Origin of the sequence: Deinococcus sp. Marseille-Q6407, from assembly GCF_946848805.1 — a bacterium.
Taxonomy (GTDB): Bacteria; Deinococcota; Deinococci; order Deinococcales; family Deinococcaceae; genus Deinococcus.
This window is the reverse complement of the sequence record NZ_CAMPFU010000002.1, coordinates 682,901-700,641: the sequence shown is the minus strand read 5'-3', so window position 1 is coordinate 700,641 and position 17,741 is coordinate 682,901. Positions and strand designations below refer to the sequence as shown.

Here is a 17,741-nt window from a genome sequence, read left to right as displayed (position 1 = left end):
TAGCAGACTTGCGGCGCCGGGGCCGGTACAGGCTATGGGCCGCAGGCTGCCGCCAGCATAGACGCCGGACCTGTGCCCAGTCTGACTGCGGCGGCCCGCTTTGTTCCTGGCTATGGGACAATGCGGAGAACCCCGAAGTTCGCTAGACTGCCTTGAACTGAGTCCAAAATTCTGGCCAAAAGGCCCTGTCTGCCGCAGAAACTGCCGCCGATCCTTCACTTCTTCCCTCGGAGGTTGCTCCCCTTGTTACCCGAACTGCATAAAATCCTGTTCGCCCTGTACGCCGTGGTCACGGGCGTTTTCGTGCTGTGGGGCTTTTACCGCCTCTATCTGCGCGTTGGGCGCGGCGCTCCCGCGACCGAAACCCGTTTCGACAACCTGCCGGGGCGCATCGGCTATTCCATCGTCACCTCGCTGACCCAGGAACGGGTGTTCCGTAAGCGCCCGGCCATCGGCATTTTGCACTCGATGGTGTTTTACGGCTTTGTGTATTACCTCTTGGTCAACGTGGTGGACCTGATCGAAGGGTTTTTCCCGGTCGCCATTCACAGCGACAATCCGCTGGGCATCATCTACAACCTGCTGGCCGACCTGCTCAGTGCCTCGGTGATTCTGGGCGTGATCGGGCTGATGATCCGCCGCTTTTTCACCGCCAGCAAGCGTGACTTCAAGTTCAGCGAAAAGACGCTGCTGCACGACTGGGTCAAGGACGGCTACATCAAGCGCGACTCGATCATCGTCGCCAGCTTCATCATCTTCCATGTGGGCAGCCGCATGATCGCCCAGAGCAGCAAGATGGCGATGGAAGGCGGCGACCGCTGGCAGCCGTTCGCCACCTCGGTGGGCAACCTGCTGTTCGGCGGCCTCAGCGAAGCCGCGCAGATGAACTGGTGGCTGTTCGGGTTCTGGGGCGCGCTGGGTTCCATCCTGGCGTTCATGATCTATTTCCCGTACTCCAAGCACTTCCACTTTGTGGGCGCGCCGATCAACTACGCCTTCAAGCGCCCGGTCAACTCCGGCGTGCTGCCCCCGATGCCCGGCATCGAGGACGCCATGGAGCAGGACGAGCCCAAGCTGGGCGCAGAAAAGCTGGAAGACCTGGAATGGCCCCGGCTGCTGGACGCCTACGCCTGTATTCAGTGCAACCGCTGCCAGGATGTCTGCCCGGCCAACGCCACCGGCAAGGCCCTGAGCCCCGCCGCGCTGGAAATCAACAAGCGCATGGAGCTCAACAGCCTCGGCACCCACACCAGCCCCTTTACCCTGAAAAAGGCCGACTTTGAAGAAGGAGCCAGCACCGCCCGTCCGCTGCTGGAATACGCCATCAGCGAGGAAGCGGTCTGGGGCTGCACCACCTGCGGCGCCTGTATGCAGGTCTGCCCGGTGCAGGATGAACAGATGCTGGACATCGTGGATATTCGCCGCAACCTGGTGATGGTGCAGGGCGAGTTCCCGCAGCAGCTGCAAACCGCTTTCCGCGGCATGGAACGCGCCAGCAACCCCTGGGGCATCTCCCGGGACAAGCGCATGGACTGGGCCGAGGGCCTGAAAGTGCCTACCATCGACGAGAACCCCGAACCCGACGTGCTGTACTGGGTGGGCTGCGCCGCGTCTTACGACCCGGGCGCCCAGAAGGTGGCCCGCTCCTTCGTGCAGCTGCTGGACAAGGCCGGCGTGAACTACGCCGTACTGGGCAAAAAAGAAGCCTGCACCGGCGACAGCGCCCGGCGTGCCGGTAACGAGTTCCTCTACCAGCAGCTGGCCCAGGAAAACGTGGAAACCCTCAACGAGGTGCGCCCCAAGCTGATCGTGGCAACCTGCCCGCACTGCATGAACATGATCGGTCAGGAATACAAGCAGATTGGCGGCGACTATCAGGTCGTTCACCACACCGAGTACCTCCAGCAGCTGGTGGACGCCGGTCAGCTGCCCACCACCCAGCTGTCTGCCTCCGTCACCTACCACGACCCCTGCTACCTGGGCCGCCACAACGGCGTATATGATGCCCCCCGCTCGCTGATTACCCGGATGGCCGGTCAAGTGCTGGAACTGGAACGCAGCCGCGAGCAGAGCTTCTGCTGTGGCGCAGGCGGCGCGCAGTTCTGGAAGGAAGAAGAAGAAGGCAGCGAGCGCATCAGCGACAACCGCTTCAAGGAAATCCAGGCCCGCCTTGATGCCTCCAAGGAAGGCAAGGTGCTGGCGGTCGGTTGCCCCTTCTGCAAGTCGATGATGAACTCCACCCCGGCCAAGGCCGAAGCCGACGACATCGTGGTCAAGGACGTGGCCGAGCTGATGCTGGAAAGCGTGCAGCGTGCCAGCGGCGAGTGGGTGGAACCTGAAGTCCCGGTGGCCCCTGAAGGCCAGGCTGAAACGCCCAACACCCACCTGCCTGAAGCCCAGGGCGAAGTGCGCAATGCGCTGGACGAAGAAGAGGTCACGGCCGTGACCAACGCCCAGGTAGAAAATGCCCAGCCGATGCCCCCGGTTCAGCCGGCAGCCGGCGAGAAGGTCGAGCGCAAGGCCTGGACCCCCGGCGCTCCCGCTGCTCCGGCGGCCCAGCCGGCCCAGACTCAGCCTGCTCCCGCTGCTCCGGCCGCCACGGGTGAGCGCAAAGCCTGGACTCCTGGCGCCGCGGCAACCCCGGCTGCCGCCAAGGACGATGTGGCCCCGGCTGCAGGCGAACGCAAGGCCTGGAACCCGGCTGGTGCTGCGGCAACCCCGGCTGCTGCCAAGGATGATGTGACCCCGGCCGCAGGCGAACGCAAGGCCTGGAACCCGGCTGGTGCTGCGGCAACCCCAGCTGCCGCCAAGGACGACGTGGCCCCGGCTGCAGGTGAACGCAAAGCCTGGAACCCGGCTGCCAGCGCTGCCCCGGCCCAGAAACAGGATGCGGTCAAGGCTGCTCCCGCTGCCGCCGATCAGACCGCCCCGGCCCGCAAAGCCTGGAACCCAGGCGCCGCACCTGTGGCGGCTCCGGCGGCCCAGCCTCAGACGCCCGCCAAGGACGATGTCAGCTCCGCCCCGGTGCAGGCTGAAGCGGCCGCGCCCGCTCCGGCGGCCACCGGCGCCCGGCCCAAGTGGACTCCCGGTGCCGCCGCGCAGCCGCGCAACCAGGCCCCGGCCACGCCAGCGGCTGCGCCCGAAAACACTGCCGAGACGGCCATGCCCGCAGCGGTGGCTCCGGCCGTAACCCTAACCGAGACGCCCGCCGAACTGGCCGACCCGCAGGCCCCGGTGGTGGTGGATCTGCCGGCCACGGACAGCGACCAGCCGCGCGAAACCCAGCCAGCCCCGCAGGCTGTGGCTCCGGCAAGTGCCGAGACGACCGTACCTGCCCAGGACGCCGGCAGCAACGCCGAAACTGGCGCCACCGGCCGGCCCAAGTGGAAGCCTGGCCAGCACTAAGCTGAATCTCTGAATCCCTCTTTTTGACGGCCGCGCCGACTTCTTTGGAACTTCCCAGAAGTCGGCGCGGCTGCTCTGTGCCTGCTGGCTCTGGGTTTCCTGGCCCTGGGCTTTCTGGTGGCCGCCGGAAAAGGGGGCGGGGTAGACTGTGGCGGATGCCGCAGGTCGCCTTGCTCTGGTTGCTGTCTGAAATAAACCGGGAAGCCATATGCGCCTGAAACCGGCGGCGCTGTTGCTGGGCGCCGCCCTAGGGCTGAGCGGCGCCGGTGCCTGGTGGTGGAGCGGCGGCGTGGCGCTGCCTGGCTGGCCGGCTGGTCTGACGGCGGGGCTACAGCTGCTGGCCGGCCAGTCTGGCAGCAGGGCTGCACCTTTAGAGGCGAGTGACCTTCCGGCCTCGTCTCAGCCCGATAGTCCCTCCTCGGAAGCGCAGCCCACGCCCGAAGGCATCGCCAGCGAGCGGGCCGCCGACAGCGAAATGCCCCCGCAGGAGCCGGGCTGCCTGGGCCCTGCGCCGGCAGCTGCCAAGGCACCGGCGCCACCTTACCCGATGTCGGGCCGGCTGGGGCTTTGGGTGGCGGAGGTGGACCCCCGCACGCTAGAGGTGATCCGGGCGGTGGGCACCAACCCCGACAGCGTCTTTCCACTGGCCAGCACCTACAAACAGGCGGTGCTGTGGGCGGTGCTGCGCGAGATCGACGCTGGCCGCCTGTCGCCGGATGAGCGCTTTGAGATCACGCCGGCGGCTCAGAGTCTGGGCGATTATCCATTCGATAACAGCACTGCCCGCACCCTGACCGAGCGCATGATTCGCGACTCCGACAACACCGCGACTGACCTGTTGCAGCGGCGGGTGGGCCTGGAAAAAGTGCAGCGGGTGGCCGACGACCTGCACCTGTGCCAGACCCGGCTGATTCTGCCCACCAAGGACTGGTGGGTGATGGAAGCGGGCCTGAGCCAGACCTACCGGGACCACCCGGACTGGTGGCAGGCTGATAACCGCCTGGAGTTGGCGGCGCAGCTGGACGCCGAAGCCCAGCGCCACAGCGCCGCCGAGCTGGCCCCTAAACTGGACCACTATTTCGAGCAGCGGCATCAGCCGAGTGACGACCTGGGTACCCACAACCTCAGCACCCCTTACGAGTTCGCGACCCTGCTGGCCCACGCCTACTTGCGCAGCGGCCTAAGCGAGCGCGGCACCCGCTGGCAGCACGAGGTGGCCCAGCTGGGCTACGGCAAGTCGGCGCTGAGGGCCGGGCAGGTGGGCAATCTTCAGACCTTCTACGGCAAGGGGGGCAATGGCTGGCGCCTGCTCACCTACACCGGCTATTTCGTGACCAAAGACGGGCATCACGTGGTGTACGCCTTTATGCAGCACGGCGCCGATCAGCTATACACCATGCCCAACACCCACCGCGCCTTTGCCTGGATCAACGCCGCGGTGGACGAGGTGATCGGGCCGCAGCGGCGCAAGCCGGCGGCCTCAGCTGCCACCACCTCACAGGCTGCGGCAAGCCCCTAAGCTCTGCCCGCCGGTTCCTGCTCAGTTCTGGGTGTGGTTTTTGCCGGGGTCCAGAACCGCGCCCTGACTTTTCAGCAGGATGTTGACATCGTTGCCCAGCGCCTCCGGGCCACTGGCAACGATAGAACGTTGCAGGAGGTCGTGGCGGCCGTTCCAGCGCACCACCACTTCCGAAGCCTGCTGCGGCCGGTAGCCGATCCGGCGTTTTTCACCCGAACGCAGCTGCCCGAAATCCACCGTGGTGCCCCCCAGATCCACCGCCACGGGGCCGACCACTTCCGGCGTGGTGTTGGTCACGCTGACCACAGGCGTGCGGGCACTGCTGTCGGTACAGCCGCCCAGCGCGCCTGCCAGCGGAAGCAGCGTGAGTGCGGCGGCCAGCCGGTGGGCGCGCTGGTGAATCACAGCGTTTGTTCCTGCGCGGTCTGGGCGTCCAGGCGGGCCAGCTCGGCACTCACGGCGGCGTCCAGTTGCGCGCGGGCTTCCGGGTAGGGTGCATTCACGGTGGCCCCGGCGGCTGGGATATGCCCGCCGCCGCCCAGCGCCACTGCGATGTTCTGGGCGCTGAGGCCACCGCGCGAACGCAGCGAGAACTTGACCCGGTCGCCGTAATCCTTGACCAGCACCGCCAGCTGAGCGCCTTCGGCATTACGCAGCAGGCCCACGTAAGCATCTACCTCGTCCCAGCCGGCGCCGGCCCGTTCCAGCATGGCGTCGTCCACCCGGGCCAGCACCACCCGGCCACCACGGGTAAATTCCAGGGTACTCAGCACCTCGCGCAGCAGGGTGTAATAGGTGCGCGGGTTCTGCATCCGCTGCTCGTTCAGCCAGTTCAGTCGGGCGCCGTGTTCCAGCAGCCGGGCGCCGGTCCGCAGGGTGGTGGGGGTGGTGCTGGAAAACTGAAACGACCCGGTGTCGGTGATCAGGCCCAGCAGCAGCGGCGTGGCGAGGTGCTCGTTCCACTCGGTGCCCAGCGCGTCCAGCACGTCCACCATGATCTGCGCGGTGGCCGGCTGCGAGGGGTCCACCAGCAGAGCGTCGGCCTGCCGGGCGTTGGTGCCGTGATGGTCAATGTTCACGGTGGGACCGCTGAAGCTGCTCATGTTGGCGCCGCCCACCCGCACATGGTCATTGTTGTCCACGTCCAGCACGGCGGCCAGTGCTCCGTCCGGCCAGGCTTCCAGCGGGCCGCACAGCTCGCCCTCTTCCGGCAGAAACTGCAGGTAGCGCGGCAGGGTCATGGGCGCGCAGACCTCGCGGCCCAGTTGCCGCAGGGCGCGGGTCAGGCCCAGTACGCTACCCAGAGCGTCGCCGTCCGGGTTCTCGTGCGAGAGCACCACGACTGGGCCAGAGTGTTGCCGCAGCGCCTGGGCCACCTGCTGCACCTGCGCGGGGTAGTCGGCAGGGCCTCCATTATCGGTTCGGGTCATCTCCGCAGTATAGGTGCCTGTCTCTCATCTGACGGTGGCCTTTGGCAGTGGTTGCAGAGTGAAAAATTCAGGCTGGCCGGGCCTGCGGCGCCCGCCCGCATTCCTCATGGCCCTGACCGCTACACTGCGCAGTATGCCAACCCTGTTTTCCTCGCCGGGCCGTGCCCGCCGCTCGCTGCGGCTGGGGCTGGCGCTGCTGCCTGCGGCCCTGCTGGCTGCCTGCGGCGACGCTGCTCCGACCGGGCGGGTTTACCGCGATCCTCTGACCTTTGGCCGCAGCAGCCTGCCGGCGGCCTATCAGGGCGAAGCTTACGACGCCGCTCTGGACCTGCGCGGCGGCACTGGCCCTTACGGTGCCAAGCTGGCCAGCGGCACGCTGCCGGCCGGCCTGACCCTCAAAAACCTGCGCCTGGCCGGTACGCCCACCGAAATGGGCACCTTCCGCTTCAGCGTGGAAGCCAGCGACGCCAATCTAAGCAGCAAGGTGCAGGAATACACCCTGAACGTGGGCGACCTGCCGCCCCTGAAGCTGAGCCCCGAGCTGCCGCGCGCCGAGATTCGTGGGCGCACCCGGATTCCGCTGAACATTACCGGCCCGCGCACGGCCCGCGCCGCCCGGGTCACCTGGGAACTGCCCGAAGGCGCCCAGGTCACCCGCGTGCAGGGCGGCCCGTCCAACGGCATGCTGAAATGGGATCAGAAAGGCCGCACCCTGACGCTGGATCTGGGCTTCAAGGCGGTGCCCCGCGCCGGTGAGCAGGTGGCGCTGCTGTACGTGGACCCGGCCCACCCGCTGACGCTGGACACCAAAGCATTCAGTTTCCGGGTGCTGGACGGCGCCGGTAAGGAGTTGACCGCTCCTGCCACGTCAGCGCCGGCCCAGGCCGCTTCTTCACTGGCGAATTCTTCGGGGGCCACGGCTTCAGAGAGCGCTTCCTCGCTGTCCACCGCTGCTCCCGCTGACGCTTCGGGCCTGGCGGCGGAGGCCCCGGCGGCGCCCGCGGCCAGCGGTGCAGCCACAGCTCCGGCAGCCAGTGGCACGGCCACGGCCCCGGCCGGCTCCTCGCCCCGCCCCAAATGGCCCCGGCCTGGGCAGGGACAGGCCGGACCAACTGAACCGGCTCCCCAGCCTGCTCCCGCCACTCCGCCGGCGGTGCGCCCATGACGCGCGCCTTCTCGCAGCAGCGTTTGGCCCTGGGCCTGATCGCACTGGGTCTGAGTGCCGGCGTGGCCTCGGCGGCCGTGGCTCCCCGGCTGAGCCTGGAGCAGCAGGCCCGCCGCGCCGACCTGATTGTGCGCGGCTCGCTGGGCGCCCCCCAGACCGTGACCGAGGGGGCGGTCAGCTGGCGGGTCTACCCACTGACGCTGACCGAGACGGTGGCGGGAGATGCCGGCCGGCTGCCGCCACACGCCGGACAGCCCGCGCTGTATGTCTGGTCCGAAGCCGGCGACCTGCCCGAGTGGCGCACCGGCCAGGATGCTTTTTTCCTGCTCTACGCGGCTCGGCTGGATAGCCCGCTGGTGGGCTACAACCAGGGCTATTATCCGGTGGTGAACGGCAACGTGGCCCTACCTGCCGCTGAGGGGCAGCCAGCAACGTCCTCGGGCGCGGCTGCTGTTCCGCCTACAACCACTCCGCTGTTGCCTCAGCCACAACTGCCTACGCCACCCGCCGCTCCGGCTGCGGGCGCTCCACAGTCCGATGCCGCGCGTCCGGGCACGCTCCCGCCACCCGCCGACGACTCTCCCGATGCTCCTCCGGCGGCCGACCCTTCGGGCGACTTATCCCAGCTGCCCGGCCTGCCCAGTGCGGCCACGGCACCGGGAACGGCCCAGACCTCAGGGACAGTTCAGGCGCAGCCTCAGGCCCCCGAACAGACGTCCCAGACCACCCCGGCGGCCACCGCCCAGATCAGCACCGACGAGTTCCGCGCCCGGCTGTTGCGCGCCCGCAGCGGCCAGGGCAGCCCGGCCCAGAACAGTCAGATCCAGAACAGTCCAACTCAGAACAGCCCGACTCAGAACAGCCAGAACCCTAGGGGAGGCGGCCAGTGAGGCGGTCGGCTTTGTTGCTGGCAGCCCTGGGCCTTGGCGGCGGCGCCTCGGCGGCTGACCTGAACCTGCGTCCCCAGGGCGAGCCGCTGACCCGCGCTGTGCAGCAGGCGCTGGCTGAGCTGTCTACTCCCGGCCTGCCGCTGCGGCTGGTGACCCGCAGTGGCCCGCAGCTGTCCCTGGGCAGCCAGAGCGGCGTGCCCTTCAACCCCGATGAGGCGGTCCGCACCGTGGGGCGCGGTGAGCAGCGGCGCATCGAGATCAATCCTCAGGGCCCGCTGCCGCTGAACGAAGCGGTCCGGCAGGCGCTGGCCCAGGAATTCGAGCTGGACGCCTGGACGCCGGATGCTGCCCGGCTGCGCTTCAGCGGTGCCGACCTGAACGGTGACGGCGTCGTTGACCTGACCGACTTGGCCCTGCTGATGAATAACCTGGGCAGCAGTGGCCGGGGTGACCTGAACGGAGACCGCCAGGTGGATGACACCGATATCCGCCTCTTTGCCGAGCAGTACCGCCTGCCCTGAGGGCACCGGTACCCTCTCCCGGCCACACGCCTGAGCGGGATGGCCGGGCGTTCTCCTTTCTACAGTTCCCGTCCTCTAGACTGCGGGCATGACCCCTCTGCTTTTGCGGACGGCGCAGCGGACCGGCCGCCCGGCCCTGCTGGGCCTGCTCGGCGCGCTGTCTCTGACCCCGTCCCTGCCTGCGGCTGCTCAGACGCTTCCTCAGCCGGCGGCGGCCCAGTCTCAGCCCGCCCTGTCTCAGTCAACTCAGGCCCAGCCGAAAACGCCGCCGCGCGCCGCGCTGGCCTTGCCGGACCCGGCCCTGAGCCGCTTGGCAGTGGAGCTGAGCGGCACTGTAGGTGGCCGCTTTTACCGCTGCCCGCCCTCGCTGGAGCTGCCGGCCCAGGCCATCTGCCTGTATGTTCGCGGCGAAAGCGCGGCCCTGCAGACCCGGTTGGCCGCCCAGCTGTGCGGCCGGGCGCGGGGCTCCTGGCAAACCCGTGGCCCAGTACAGAGCCTGCCACTCCAGCTGGCTGCACCTACTCAGATCGCTGCACCTGAGCGGCCCTCTGAGGATCAGGCCCTCAGTCTGCTGGATCTCGGTGGGGGAGACCAGTTGCTGGTGCTGGGCCGCCCCTGGCCTGTAGCTGCCGCCGCCCCTGTGCCGTCTACCCCGGCCGAGGTGGACCTGTATCTGACGCCCGCCGACCTGATCGGCGTGGTGCGGGTGGAGCGCTTGGGTGAGCGGACCTACCGCCTCACGCCGCAGGGCGGCCAGCCGGCCAGCCTGAATACTGGCGAGCGCCAGCTTATCCAGGGCGGCAAAACCGCCTCCCTCCCGGCAGCGCTCCAGCAGCAGGGCGGCCAGCTGTATATCCCAGTCAGTGTGCTGAGGAGCATCGGCTGTGTCCTGTCTCCGACCGAGGGTGCGCTGACGGTAGCATGTGGAAACAGCAGCGTGGGCACGTCGCCGCGCCGCCTCTGACCCTGACCGTGAGGAAGGCCGCTATCGGCACTGCCTGACCATGAGTGCCGTTTTGACCGGGCCTTCATATCGGATTAGTCGCGTCTTGCGACAGGAACCCTGGGGCGGCAGCCTGCGTAATAGTAGGTGCAAGGAGGATTAACCATGAGCATTTTTGACCGACTGAGCCGACTGATCCGGGCCAATGTGAACGACATGATTTCCAAGGCCGAGGATCCCAGCCTGATTATCGAACAGAGCCTGCGTGACATGCGGGCCGCCTACACCGACGCTCGCCGCGAGGTGGCCGAGGCCATGAGCCAGAGCACCAAGCTGGAGCGTGAAGCCAAGACCAACGAAACCCTCGCCGAGGAATACAACAAGAAGGCTGAAGAAGCCCTGCGTGCCGACAAGGAAGATCTGGCCCGTGAAGCGCTGCGCCGCGCCCAGAACCACAAGGACCTGGCCGCTGGCTTCCATGAGCAGGCCGACGCCCAGAACGCCACGGTGGACAAGCTGAAGACCCAGCTGCGCGCCCTGGAAGCCAAGATTGACGAGATGGAATCCAAGCAGTCGCTGCTGGCCGCCCGTCAGAAGACCGCCCAGGCCGGCGCCACCCTGGAACGCATGAGCGGGTTCGACCAGGCCGGCGGTGCTATGGACGCCTTCAGCGAAATGGAAAAACGCGTGCAGGGCATGGAAGACAAGAACCAGGCCATGACCGAACTGCGCACCGAGAACGATATTGACGCGCAGCTGGCCAGCCTGGGCCGCGACCGCGACCTGGACGAAGCCATGGAAGCGCTCAAGCGCAAGGTGGGCCAGGACAAACAGGCTTAAGGTCAGCTTCCTCCCGGTTTTGGCCCAGTGTGGCCGGGCCAGGGAGACCGGCTGAACAGAAAAGAGCAGAGGTGCTGCGGCACTTCTGCCTTTTTTGCTGGCCTCTCTGTCTTTGCTTGTCTCCTTCTGGCGGCCTTTAGAGATGTGGGGAAATGCCGGCGCCTGGGACCCCGGGCCACGGTACGGGCGGCGGGAATGATTTACCCTAGGGGTCATGACTCGTTTCACCACTTTGCTGGGGCTGGCGCTGCTGGGCGGCAGTCTGGTGGCCTGCGCTCCGTCGCAGACGGCCGCCGCGCCTGAGGTCCGGGCCACGTCCAGCCTGGACCGGGTGTCGTTCTACCCCTCGCAGCCGGGGCTGGCCTGGACCTATCTGCCGCAGGGCGAGCCGGCCGACCGCACGCCGTATGTGCTGCGTTCGCTGGGGCCCACCATTTTCAAGGGCCAGACCGTCAGCGCTTTTTCGCTGACCGGGCGCGGCGCCGAGCAGACCTGGTACCGTCAGGCCAGCAACGACGGCGTGCGGCTGCTGGGCTTTACCAAGCCCGGCGTGCTGGTCAACCTGGAACCGGCCTGGCAGGAGTTGCCTGCCTCCGGTGACCTACGGGTTGGCGCCGCCTGGCAGGGCACCACCCGCGTCAGCGTAATGGACACTGAGAAAGACCGACTGGTTCGCAGCGGAACTCTGAATTACCGCTACGACATTCAGGACCGCCGCCAGATCACTGTGCCGGGCGGCACCTATGACGTCTTCGTGATTACCCGGCGGGTGTCCGACGACCTGGGAGGCCTCTTCCCAGCGGTGCAGCAGCTGTACTACGCGCCCTATATCGGCGAGGTCCGCACCTATGAAGATCTGCTGCTGACTGGCCAGAATTACGCCCGGCCAAAGGTTCAGCCATGACCGGCGCTGCTCCGTCCAGCACGCCGCTGCTGGATCAGATTCAGGGACCGGACGATCTTAAAAAGCTTTCCCGCAGTCAGCTGCCGGCCCTCAGTGCCGAGCTGCGGGGGGAAATCGTGCGGGTCTGCTCGGTGGGCGGCCTACACCTGGCTTCCAGCCTGGGCGCCACCGACGTGATCGTGGCGCTGCACTACGTGCTGAACTCGCCACGTGACCGCATTCTGTTCGACGTGGGCCACCAGGCTTACGCCCACAAGATGCTGACCGGCCGCCGGGACCAGATGAGCACCGTTAAGCAAGAAGGCGGCCTGAGCGGCTTTACCCGGGTGTCCGAAAGCGAGCACGATGCCATCACGGTGGGGCATGCCTCCACCAGCCTTGCCAATGCGCTGGGCATGGCCCTGGCCCGTGACGCCCGCGGTGAGGACTTCGAGGTGGCCGCCGTGATCGGTGACGGTGCCCTGACCGGCGGCATGGCCCTGGCCGCGCTCAATACCATCGGTGACCTGAACCCACGGATGCTGATCATTCTCAACGACAACGAGATGAGCATCTCGGAGAACGTGGGCGGCATCAACCGGTTTATGCGCAGCCTGCAGGTGCATCCCCTGATCCGCGAGGGCGAGGATGTGGGCCGCAAGGCGGTCAAGGCCGTCAGCAAGCCACTGGCCGACATCATGAGCCGCGCCAAGCACTCTACCCGGCACTTTTTCGACCCGGCCAGTGTCAATCCTTTTGCAGCGATGGGCCTGCGGTATGTGGGACCGGTCGACGGCCACAACGTGACCGAGCTGGTCTGGCTGCTGGAAAAGCTCAAGGAGCTGGACGGCCCCACCATCCTGCACGTGGTGACCCGCAAGGGCAAAGGCCTCAGCTACGCCGAGGAAGATCCCATCAAGTGGCACGGCCCGGCCAAGTTCGACCCGGCCACCGGCGAGTTTACCCCGTCCAACGCCTACAGCTGGAGCAGCGCCTTTGGCGACGCCGTGACCGAGTGGGCCAATGAGGACCCGGGCGTCTACGTGATCACGCCGGCCATGCGCGAGGGCAGCGGCTTGGTGCGCTACAGCCAGGCCCACCCGGACCGCTATGTGGATGTGGGCATTGCGGAAGACGTGGCCGTGACCGCCGCCGCCGGCATGGCTCTGCAGGGCATGAAACCCATCGTGGCGATTTATTCCACTTTTTTGCAGCGGGCTTACGATCAGGTGCTGCATGACGTGGCGATCGAGAACCTCAACGTGATTTTTGCGGTGGACCGTGGCGGCATCGTGGGCGCGGACGGCGCCACCCACAACGGCGTGTTCGACCTGAGCTTCCTGCGTTCTATCCCCAATGTGCAGATTGCTCTGCCCCGCGACACCCGCGAGCTGCGGGCCATGCTGAAAGGCGCGGCGCAGGTGGGCGGCCCGGTGGCAATTCGCTACCCGCGTGGCAACACCGATCAGGTGCCGGCTGGGGAATGGCCCAGCATCGAGTGGGGCACCTGGGAGCGGCTGAAAGCCGGCGACGATGTGGTGATTCTGGCCACAGGCAAGCCGCTGGCCGACGCCCTGGCTGCCGCTGGGGACCGCCCCGGCGTGGGCGTGGTGAATGCCCGCTTCGTCAAGCCGCTGGATGAATTCATGCTGCGCCAGATCGCTTCCTCGGCCCGGGCCATCGTCACGGTGGAGGACAACACGGTGGCCGGCGGCTTCGGCAGTGCGGTGCTGGAAACCCTGAGCCGCTGGGGCCTCAGCGTGCCGGTACGGGTGCTGGGCATTCCCGACCACTTTCAGGATCATGCCAAGCCCGAAAGCGTCTATGCCCGTGCCGGCATTGACGCCGCCGGAATTGCCCGGGTGCTGGACGAGTTGCAGGTTCCGGCGCCTGCGCCCGTTACCCATTCCTGAGTTTTCCTTCGTCTCAGAGTTCTGGGCCGCTTCCCTCGGGGGCGGCCTAACCTTTGCACTCTCGTGCCCGCTTTGTGCCCACGCTGGCTGCACATAAAGGCAGCTAACCGATCGGTCAGTTGCGGTGCTACACTTGCTGCTATGACCGCGTCTACTCCCTCGCCCGAGACCACCAAACGGGCGAAAATCATCCTGTTCTTCACCATCTTCACGGCCATGCTGGGCCTCAGTGTCCTGTTTCCCATCATCGGGCCGCTCAGCTTGCAGCTGGACCTTACGCCGGTACAGGCCGGCTGGTTTTCGACTGCCTACTCGCTGATGCAGCTGGTTTTCTCACCTGTCTGGGGCGCCCGCTCCGAGAAGGTGGGCCGCAAGCCGGCGCTGCTGATGGGGCTGGTGGGCTTTGCCCTCTCGTTCGGGCTGTTCGGTGTGTTTGCGCAGATGGGCCTGAACGGCGCCCTGAGCGGCACCCTGCTGTTCGGCCTGCTGGTGGCTTCTCGCGTGCTGGGCGGCATGCTGTCTAGCGCCACGCTGCCTACTGCTCAGGCCATGATGGCCGACCTGACCACCGAAGCTGACCGCGCCGGTGCGATGGGATTGATTGGCGCCGCTTTCGGTCTGGGCGTGGTGTTCGGCCCGGCACTGGGTGGGGTACTCTCTCAGTTCGGGCTGGTCGCCCCGGTGTACTTCAGCGCTGGCTTGGGCCTGCTGACCGCCATTGCCGCTTACTTTCTGGTGCCGGAAACCCGGGTACGCGGCGAAGGTGAGGAGCATCAGGCTGTGGACCGCGGCGCGGTGCTGCGCCGCAACGGTGTTCTGGCTTTCCTGGCGATCAGCGCCGTATTCACCATGGCGAGCGTCAGCATGGAACAGACCATCGCCTTCTTCGTGGGCGATACCCAGGGCCTTGACCCTCAGCGCACTGCTCAGACGGTGGGCATGATGCTGGGTATTTTCGGGGTGGTGTCGGCCGGTGTGCAGGGCGGAGCGATGCGCCGCCTGGGCAAGACCGTGCCACTCTCCACCCTGATTCCTGTCGGCATCCTGATCATGGGCATCGGCATGGCCCTGATTCCGCAGACCCGCAGCTTCTGGCCCACCACCCTGGCCCTCAGCCTGCTGGGCATCGGCTCGGCGGTGCTGGGCCCCAGCCTCAGCACGGCGCTGTCGCTGAGCGTGGGCCGCGACAACCAGGGCGCAGTGGCCGGTCTCAACTCCAGTGCGCTGGCGCTGGGCCGTATGTCGGGCCCCTTGATCGGCACGGCGCTGTATCAAAAAGTGGCCTGGGGTGCCCCCTACTACTTTGGTGAGGCGCTGCTGCTGTTGCTGCTGATCTACACCCTGATCGCCCGCCCGCCCTTCCCCAACAACGTGCAGCCGCAGCCTGAAGCGGGAGCCGGCGCGTGAGCCCAGCGGCCGCCGCGGCCAACCCCGGCCGCGCTGTGGCGGTACGGGTGCTGCACCGGGTGCTGAACGGCGAGAATTACGCGGCGCCGGCGCTGGACGTGGCCCTATCATCGGCCCGACTGCCGGCGCGTGACGCGGGGCTGGCGACCCATGTGGTGTATGGCACCCTGCGGTATCTGCCTGCCCTAGAGCTTTCACTCTCGCCGCTGCTGCGCGGCAAAACGGCCCCCAAAGCCCGGGCGCTACTGCTGGCCGGCGCCTTCGAGAAACTGTATCTGGGCACGGCTGAACACGCTGTGGTCAACGAGTACGTGACCCTGGCCCGCGAAACCCGCTTTGCCCCGCCTGGACTGGTCAATGCGGTGCTGCGCCGGGTACAGGCTCCGCCCGAAGACGACCAGAGCCCCGAAGCCCGCTACGCCCTGCCTGGGTGGCTGGCCGGCGAGCTGCGCCGGGTGTACGGCGAGCAGGCCGAGGCCGTGATGGACAGCCTGCTGGAACCGCAGCCCCTATGGCTGCGACTGGGCGAGCAGGGTCCGGACCTGCTGGAAACGGAAGGCAGCCTGATTGAGCGCACGGTGGGTGGAGTAGATCAGGTGGCGCTGGACCGGCCGCTGCGTCAGACGGCTGCCTATCAGGCCGGTCAGGCCCAGCCGGTCAATCCTGCCAGCGCGGCGGTGGTCACGGCGCTGGGCGACGTGCGAGGCCAGAAAGTGTACGACCTGGCCGGCGGCGCCGGAATCAAGGCGGCGCTGCTGGCGCTGGCCGGCGCCAATGTGACCAGCGTGGAGCTGCAGGAGCACAAACACGCGGCGGCCCGCAGCAACCTGAAACGCCTGGGCACCCGCGCCCGGCTGGTTACCCATGACCTGACCCGCCCGCTGGACGAGCCCCCGGCGCCGTTGGTGCTGCTGGACGCCCCCTGCAGTGGGAGCGGCACCCTGCGGGCTCACCCGGAAATCAAAACCCGCCTGACACCAGCCGCCGTAGAGGAAATGGCCGAGGTGCAGCGGCAGTTGCTGGACAACGCCGCCGCTCTGGTCGAACGCGGTGGTGTGCTGGTGTACTCGGTCTGCTCGGTCTTTCCCCAGGAAGGCACCGAGCGGGTGCAGGCTTTTCTGGAGGCCCACCCCGACTTCAGCGCTGAGCCCCTGCCCGAGCTGGGCGTGCCCACCCAGCCGGCGGCCATCGGCGCCCTGACCTTGCCGCTGGACGGCTTGGACGGCTTTTACATCGCTCGTCTGCGCCGGCAGGCCTGAAGCTGTGCAGGCGGCTCCTGTTCAGCACCCGGCCGGGCTTTATCTGAGTGTGACCGGCCAACCCGGAGAACTCGCTTCGGGGGAGGCTGCGCTGGAACTGGTCGGCTTCAGCTGGGAGCACGGCTGCGACTTGTTCTTGCTGGACGGAGCGCTGTTGCCGCCCGCTTTTTTTGATCTGAGCAGTGGCCTGGCCGGCGAGCTGCTCCAGAAGTTCAGCAATTACCAGCTGCGGGTGGCTGCTGTACTGCCTGACGTTGCGCCCGGCGAACGCTTCCGAGAGTTCATGGCCGAAACGAATCGGGGCCGTACCTTCGGCCTGTTCACTGGTCTCGAAGCTGCCCAGCACTGGCTACTGAGTAGCCCATAAACTGGACAATCCATAAAAAACGGGCCCGGTGTGGCCCGCTTCTTTTTTTGCCGAGGGTTAATCCACGTCCAGCGCGGCGTCCAGCGCCACTTCGATCATCTGGTTGAAGGTCAGTTGGCGTTCCTCGGCAGTGGTTTCTTCCTTGGAAATCAGGTGGTCGCTGACCGTCATGATGCCCAGGGCCTTGACGCCGTACTTGGCGGCCAGGGTATAGAGGCCGGCCGCTTCCATTTCTACCGCCAGCACGCCGAAACGGGCCCAACGCTCGTATTCCTTGGGATCGTCGGTGTAGAAGGTATCACTGCTGAGAATGTTGCCCACGTGCGTGGTGTAGCCGCGCTCGGTGGCAATCTGGTAGGCACGCAGCAGCAGGCTGAAATCGGCAATCGGGGCGAAGCTGGCCGTGCCGAAACGCAGGTTGTTGATGTTGGAATCGGTGCAGGCAGCCTGAGCCAGCACCAGGTCACGGATGTGAACCTGTTCCTGATAGCTGCCGCAGCTGCCCACCCGGATCAGCTTCTTGCAGCCGTAGAACTCAATCAGCTCGTTGATGTAGATCATGGCGCTGGGAATCCCCATGCCGGTGCCCTGCACGCTGACGGGCCGGCCCTTGTAGGTGCCGGTAAAGCCCAGCATGCCGCGCACGGTGTTGTGCTGCACCGGGTTGTCCAGGAACGTCTCGGCGATGAACTGTGCCCGCAGGGGGTCGCCTGGCAGCAGGACGGTTTCGGCAATCTGGCCTTTTTCGGCGCTCAAATGGACACTCATGCCCCCAGGGTAGCAGAGGGAAGCTGAAACGTGAGCGGCGGCAGCGGGCCAAAAAAATCCCCCGCGCGGGGCGGGGGAGCGGCCGGCACAGGGCCGGTTCCGTAGAGCGTGGGGGAAGAAGCCCCCAGCGGCTCAGGCCTGGGTTTCGGCGGCAGCCTTGGCCTTGTTGATGGCCTTGGCCAGACGGCTCTTTCTGCGGGCCGCGGCGTTCTTGTGCAGGGTCGAACCCTTGGCGGCCTTGTCGATCAGGCTCTCGGCCTTCTGCTGCATTTCGGCCACGTTTCCGCCTTCCTGGGCAGCGGCGACGGCTTTCTTGCTGAAGGTCTTGATGGTGCTCTTCTTGGAGCGGTTGCGCAGACGGCGCTTGAGGCTCTGACGGTGACGTTTCTGGGCGGAGGGGTGACGTAATGCCATGGTGTTCTCTCTTTCTC

16 protein-coding genes are annotated in these 17,741 nt (G+C 66.9%); 12 read left to right on the top strand and 4 right to left on the bottom strand.

Going from position 1 to position 17,741, the window contains the following annotated elements; genetic code table 11:
* The first annotated feature begins 243 nt into the window (after window positions 1–243).
* Both OCI36_RS05410 and OCI36_RS05405 read left to right on the top strand, forming a co-directional pair.
* Window positions 244–3,405, top strand: a complete 3,162-nt coding sequence (locus OCI36_RS05410; RefSeq protein WP_261664059.1) for a (Fe-S)-binding protein — start codon at window positions 244–246, stop codon at window positions 3,403–3,405.
* A gap of 208 nt (window positions 3,406–3,613) precedes the next feature.
* On the top strand, window positions 3,614–4,924 hold the full coding sequence (locus OCI36_RS05405; RefSeq protein ID WP_261664058.1) for a serine hydrolase: 1,311 nt from the start codon (window positions 3,614–3,616) through the stop codon (window positions 4,922–4,924).
* 21 nt (window positions 4,925–4,945) lie between these two features.
* Here OCI36_RS05405 and OCI36_RS05400 read toward each other — a convergent pair whose 3' ends face one another.
* Both OCI36_RS05400 and OCI36_RS05395 read right to left on the bottom strand, forming a co-directional pair.
* A complete protein-coding gene (locus OCI36_RS05400) occupies window positions 4,946–5,329 on the bottom strand; it encodes a hypothetical protein (protein WP_261664057.1) in 384 nt (127 codons plus the stop codon).
* A complete protein-coding gene (locus tag OCI36_RS05395; protein ID WP_261664056.1) occupies window positions 5,326–6,354 on the bottom strand; it encodes a DHH family phosphoesterase in 1,029 nt (342 codons plus the stop codon). Before OCI36_RS05395 ends, OCI36_RS05400 begins: the two co-directional genes overlap by 4 nt.
* A gap of 133 nt (window positions 6,355–6,487) precedes the next feature.
* Between OCI36_RS05395 and OCI36_RS05390 the strand changes: the two genes are divergently transcribed.
* From OCI36_RS05390 to OCI36_RS05345, 10 genes are all read left to right on the top strand, one after another.
* Window positions 6,488–7,519, top strand: a complete 1,032-nt coding sequence (locus tag OCI36_RS05390; protein WP_261664055.1) for an Ig domain-containing protein — start codon at window positions 6,488–6,490, stop codon at window positions 7,517–7,519.
* A complete protein-coding gene (locus OCI36_RS05385) occupies window positions 7,516–8,409 on the top strand; it encodes a hypothetical protein (RefSeq protein WP_261664054.1) in 894 nt (297 codons plus the stop codon). Before OCI36_RS05390 ends, OCI36_RS05385 begins: the two co-directional genes overlap by 4 nt.
* A gap of 11 nt (window positions 8,410–8,420) precedes the next feature.
* A complete protein-coding gene (locus tag OCI36_RS05380) occupies window positions 8,421–8,930 on the top strand; it encodes a hypothetical protein (RefSeq protein WP_261664053.1) in 510 nt (169 codons plus the stop codon).
* Window positions 8,931–9,018: 88 nt separating this feature from the next.
* Window positions 9,019–9,894 carry a hypothetical protein gene (locus OCI36_RS05375; RefSeq protein WP_261664052.1) on the top strand — a complete coding sequence of 292 codons (876 nt, stop codon included), beginning with the start codon at window positions 9,019–9,021 and terminating at the stop codon, window positions 9,892–9,894.
* Window positions 9,895–10,038: 144 nt separating this feature from the next.
* A complete protein-coding gene (locus tag OCI36_RS05370; RefSeq protein ID WP_261664051.1) occupies window positions 10,039–10,713 on the top strand; it encodes a PspA/IM30 family protein in 675 nt (224 codons plus the stop codon).
* 214 nt (window positions 10,714–10,927) lie between these two features.
* Window positions 10,928–11,617: a hypothetical protein gene (locus OCI36_RS05365; RefSeq protein WP_261664050.1), complete on the top strand. Its 690-nt coding sequence runs from the start codon at window positions 10,928–10,930 to the stop codon at window positions 11,615–11,617.
* Complete coding sequence (gene dxs, locus OCI36_RS05360) at window positions 11,614–13,509, top strand: 1-deoxy-D-xylulose-5-phosphate synthase (protein ID WP_261664049.1); 1,896 nt, start codon at window positions 11,614–11,616, stop codon at window positions 13,507–13,509. The genes OCI36_RS05365 and dxs overlap by 4 nt, the downstream gene beginning before the upstream one ends.
* A 141-nt stretch (window positions 13,510–13,650) precedes the next feature.
* Window positions 13,651–14,916, top strand: coding sequence for an MFS transporter (locus tag OCI36_RS05355; RefSeq protein ID WP_261664048.1), 1,266 nt, complete (start codon window positions 13,651–13,653; stop codon window positions 14,914–14,916).
* Window positions 14,913–16,175 carry an RsmB/NOP family class I SAM-dependent RNA methyltransferase gene (locus OCI36_RS05350; RefSeq protein WP_261664047.1) on the top strand — a complete coding sequence of 421 codons (1,263 nt, stop codon included), beginning with the start codon at window positions 14,913–14,915 and terminating at the stop codon, window positions 16,173–16,175. The genes OCI36_RS05355 and OCI36_RS05350 overlap by 4 nt, the downstream gene beginning before the upstream one ends.
* Before the next feature lie 49 nt (window positions 16,176–16,224).
* Window positions 16,225–16,542, top strand: a complete 318-nt coding sequence (locus OCI36_RS05345) for a DUF4180 domain-containing protein (RefSeq protein ID WP_261664046.1) — start codon at window positions 16,225–16,227, stop codon at window positions 16,540–16,542.
* A 57-nt stretch (window positions 16,543–16,599) separates the two neighbouring features.
* Here OCI36_RS05345 and deoD read toward each other — a convergent pair whose 3' ends face one another.
* Both deoD and rpsT read right to left on the bottom strand, forming a co-directional pair.
* The gene (gene deoD, locus OCI36_RS05340) at window positions 16,600–17,310 is read right to left on the bottom strand and encodes a purine-nucleoside phosphorylase (RefSeq protein WP_261664045.1); all 711 of its coding nucleotides are present in this window, start codon (window positions 17,308–17,310) and stop codon (window positions 16,600–16,602) included.
* A gap of 132 nt (window positions 17,311–17,442) precedes the next feature.
* Window positions 17,443–17,724: a 30S ribosomal protein S20 gene (rpsT, locus tag OCI36_RS05335; protein ID WP_261664044.1), complete on the bottom strand. Its 282-nt coding sequence runs from the start codon at window positions 17,722–17,724 to the stop codon at window positions 17,443–17,445.
* Window positions 17,725–17,741 lie beyond the last annotated feature (17 nt).

Bases quoted from the DNA above. Each gene is read 5' to 3' on its own strand.
- OCI36_RS05405 (WP_261664058.1), top strand. From the start codon at position 3,614: ATGCGCCTGAAACCGGCGGCGCTGTTGCTGGGCGCCGCCCTAGGGCTG.
- OCI36_RS05395 (WP_261664056.1), bottom strand. From the start codon at position 6,354: ATGACCCGAACCGATAATGGAGGCCCTGCCGACTACCCCGCGCAGGTG.
- OCI36_RS05390 (WP_261664055.1), top strand. From the start codon at position 6,488: ATGCCAACCCTGTTTTCCTCGCCGGGCCGTGCCCGCCGCTCGCTGCGG.
- OCI36_RS05385 (WP_261664054.1), top strand. From the start codon at position 7,516: ATGACGCGCGCCTTCTCGCAGCAGCGTTTGGCCCTGGGCCTGATCGCA.
- OCI36_RS05375 (WP_261664052.1), top strand. From the start codon at position 9,019: ATGACCCCTCTGCTTTTGCGGACGGCGCAGCGGACCGGCCGCCCGGCC.
- OCI36_RS05370 (WP_261664051.1), top strand. From the start codon at position 10,039: ATGAGCATTTTTGACCGACTGAGCCGACTGATCCGGGCCAATGTGAAC.
- OCI36_RS05365 (WP_261664050.1), top strand. From the start codon at position 10,928: ATGACTCGTTTCACCACTTTGCTGGGGCTGGCGCTGCTGGGCGGCAGT.
- dxs (WP_261664049.1), top strand. From the start codon at position 11,614: ATGACCGGCGCTGCTCCGTCCAGCACGCCGCTGCTGGATCAGATTCAG.
- OCI36_RS05355 (WP_261664048.1), top strand. From the start codon at position 13,651: ATGACCGCGTCTACTCCCTCGCCCGAGACCACCAAACGGGCGAAAATC.
- deoD (WP_261664045.1), bottom strand. From the start codon at position 17,310: ATGAGTGTCCATTTGAGCGCCGAAAAAGGCCAGATTGCCGAAACCGTC.
- rpsT (WP_261664044.1), bottom strand. From the start codon at position 17,724: ATGGCATTACGTCACCCCTCCGCCCAGAAACGTCACCGTCAGAGCCTC.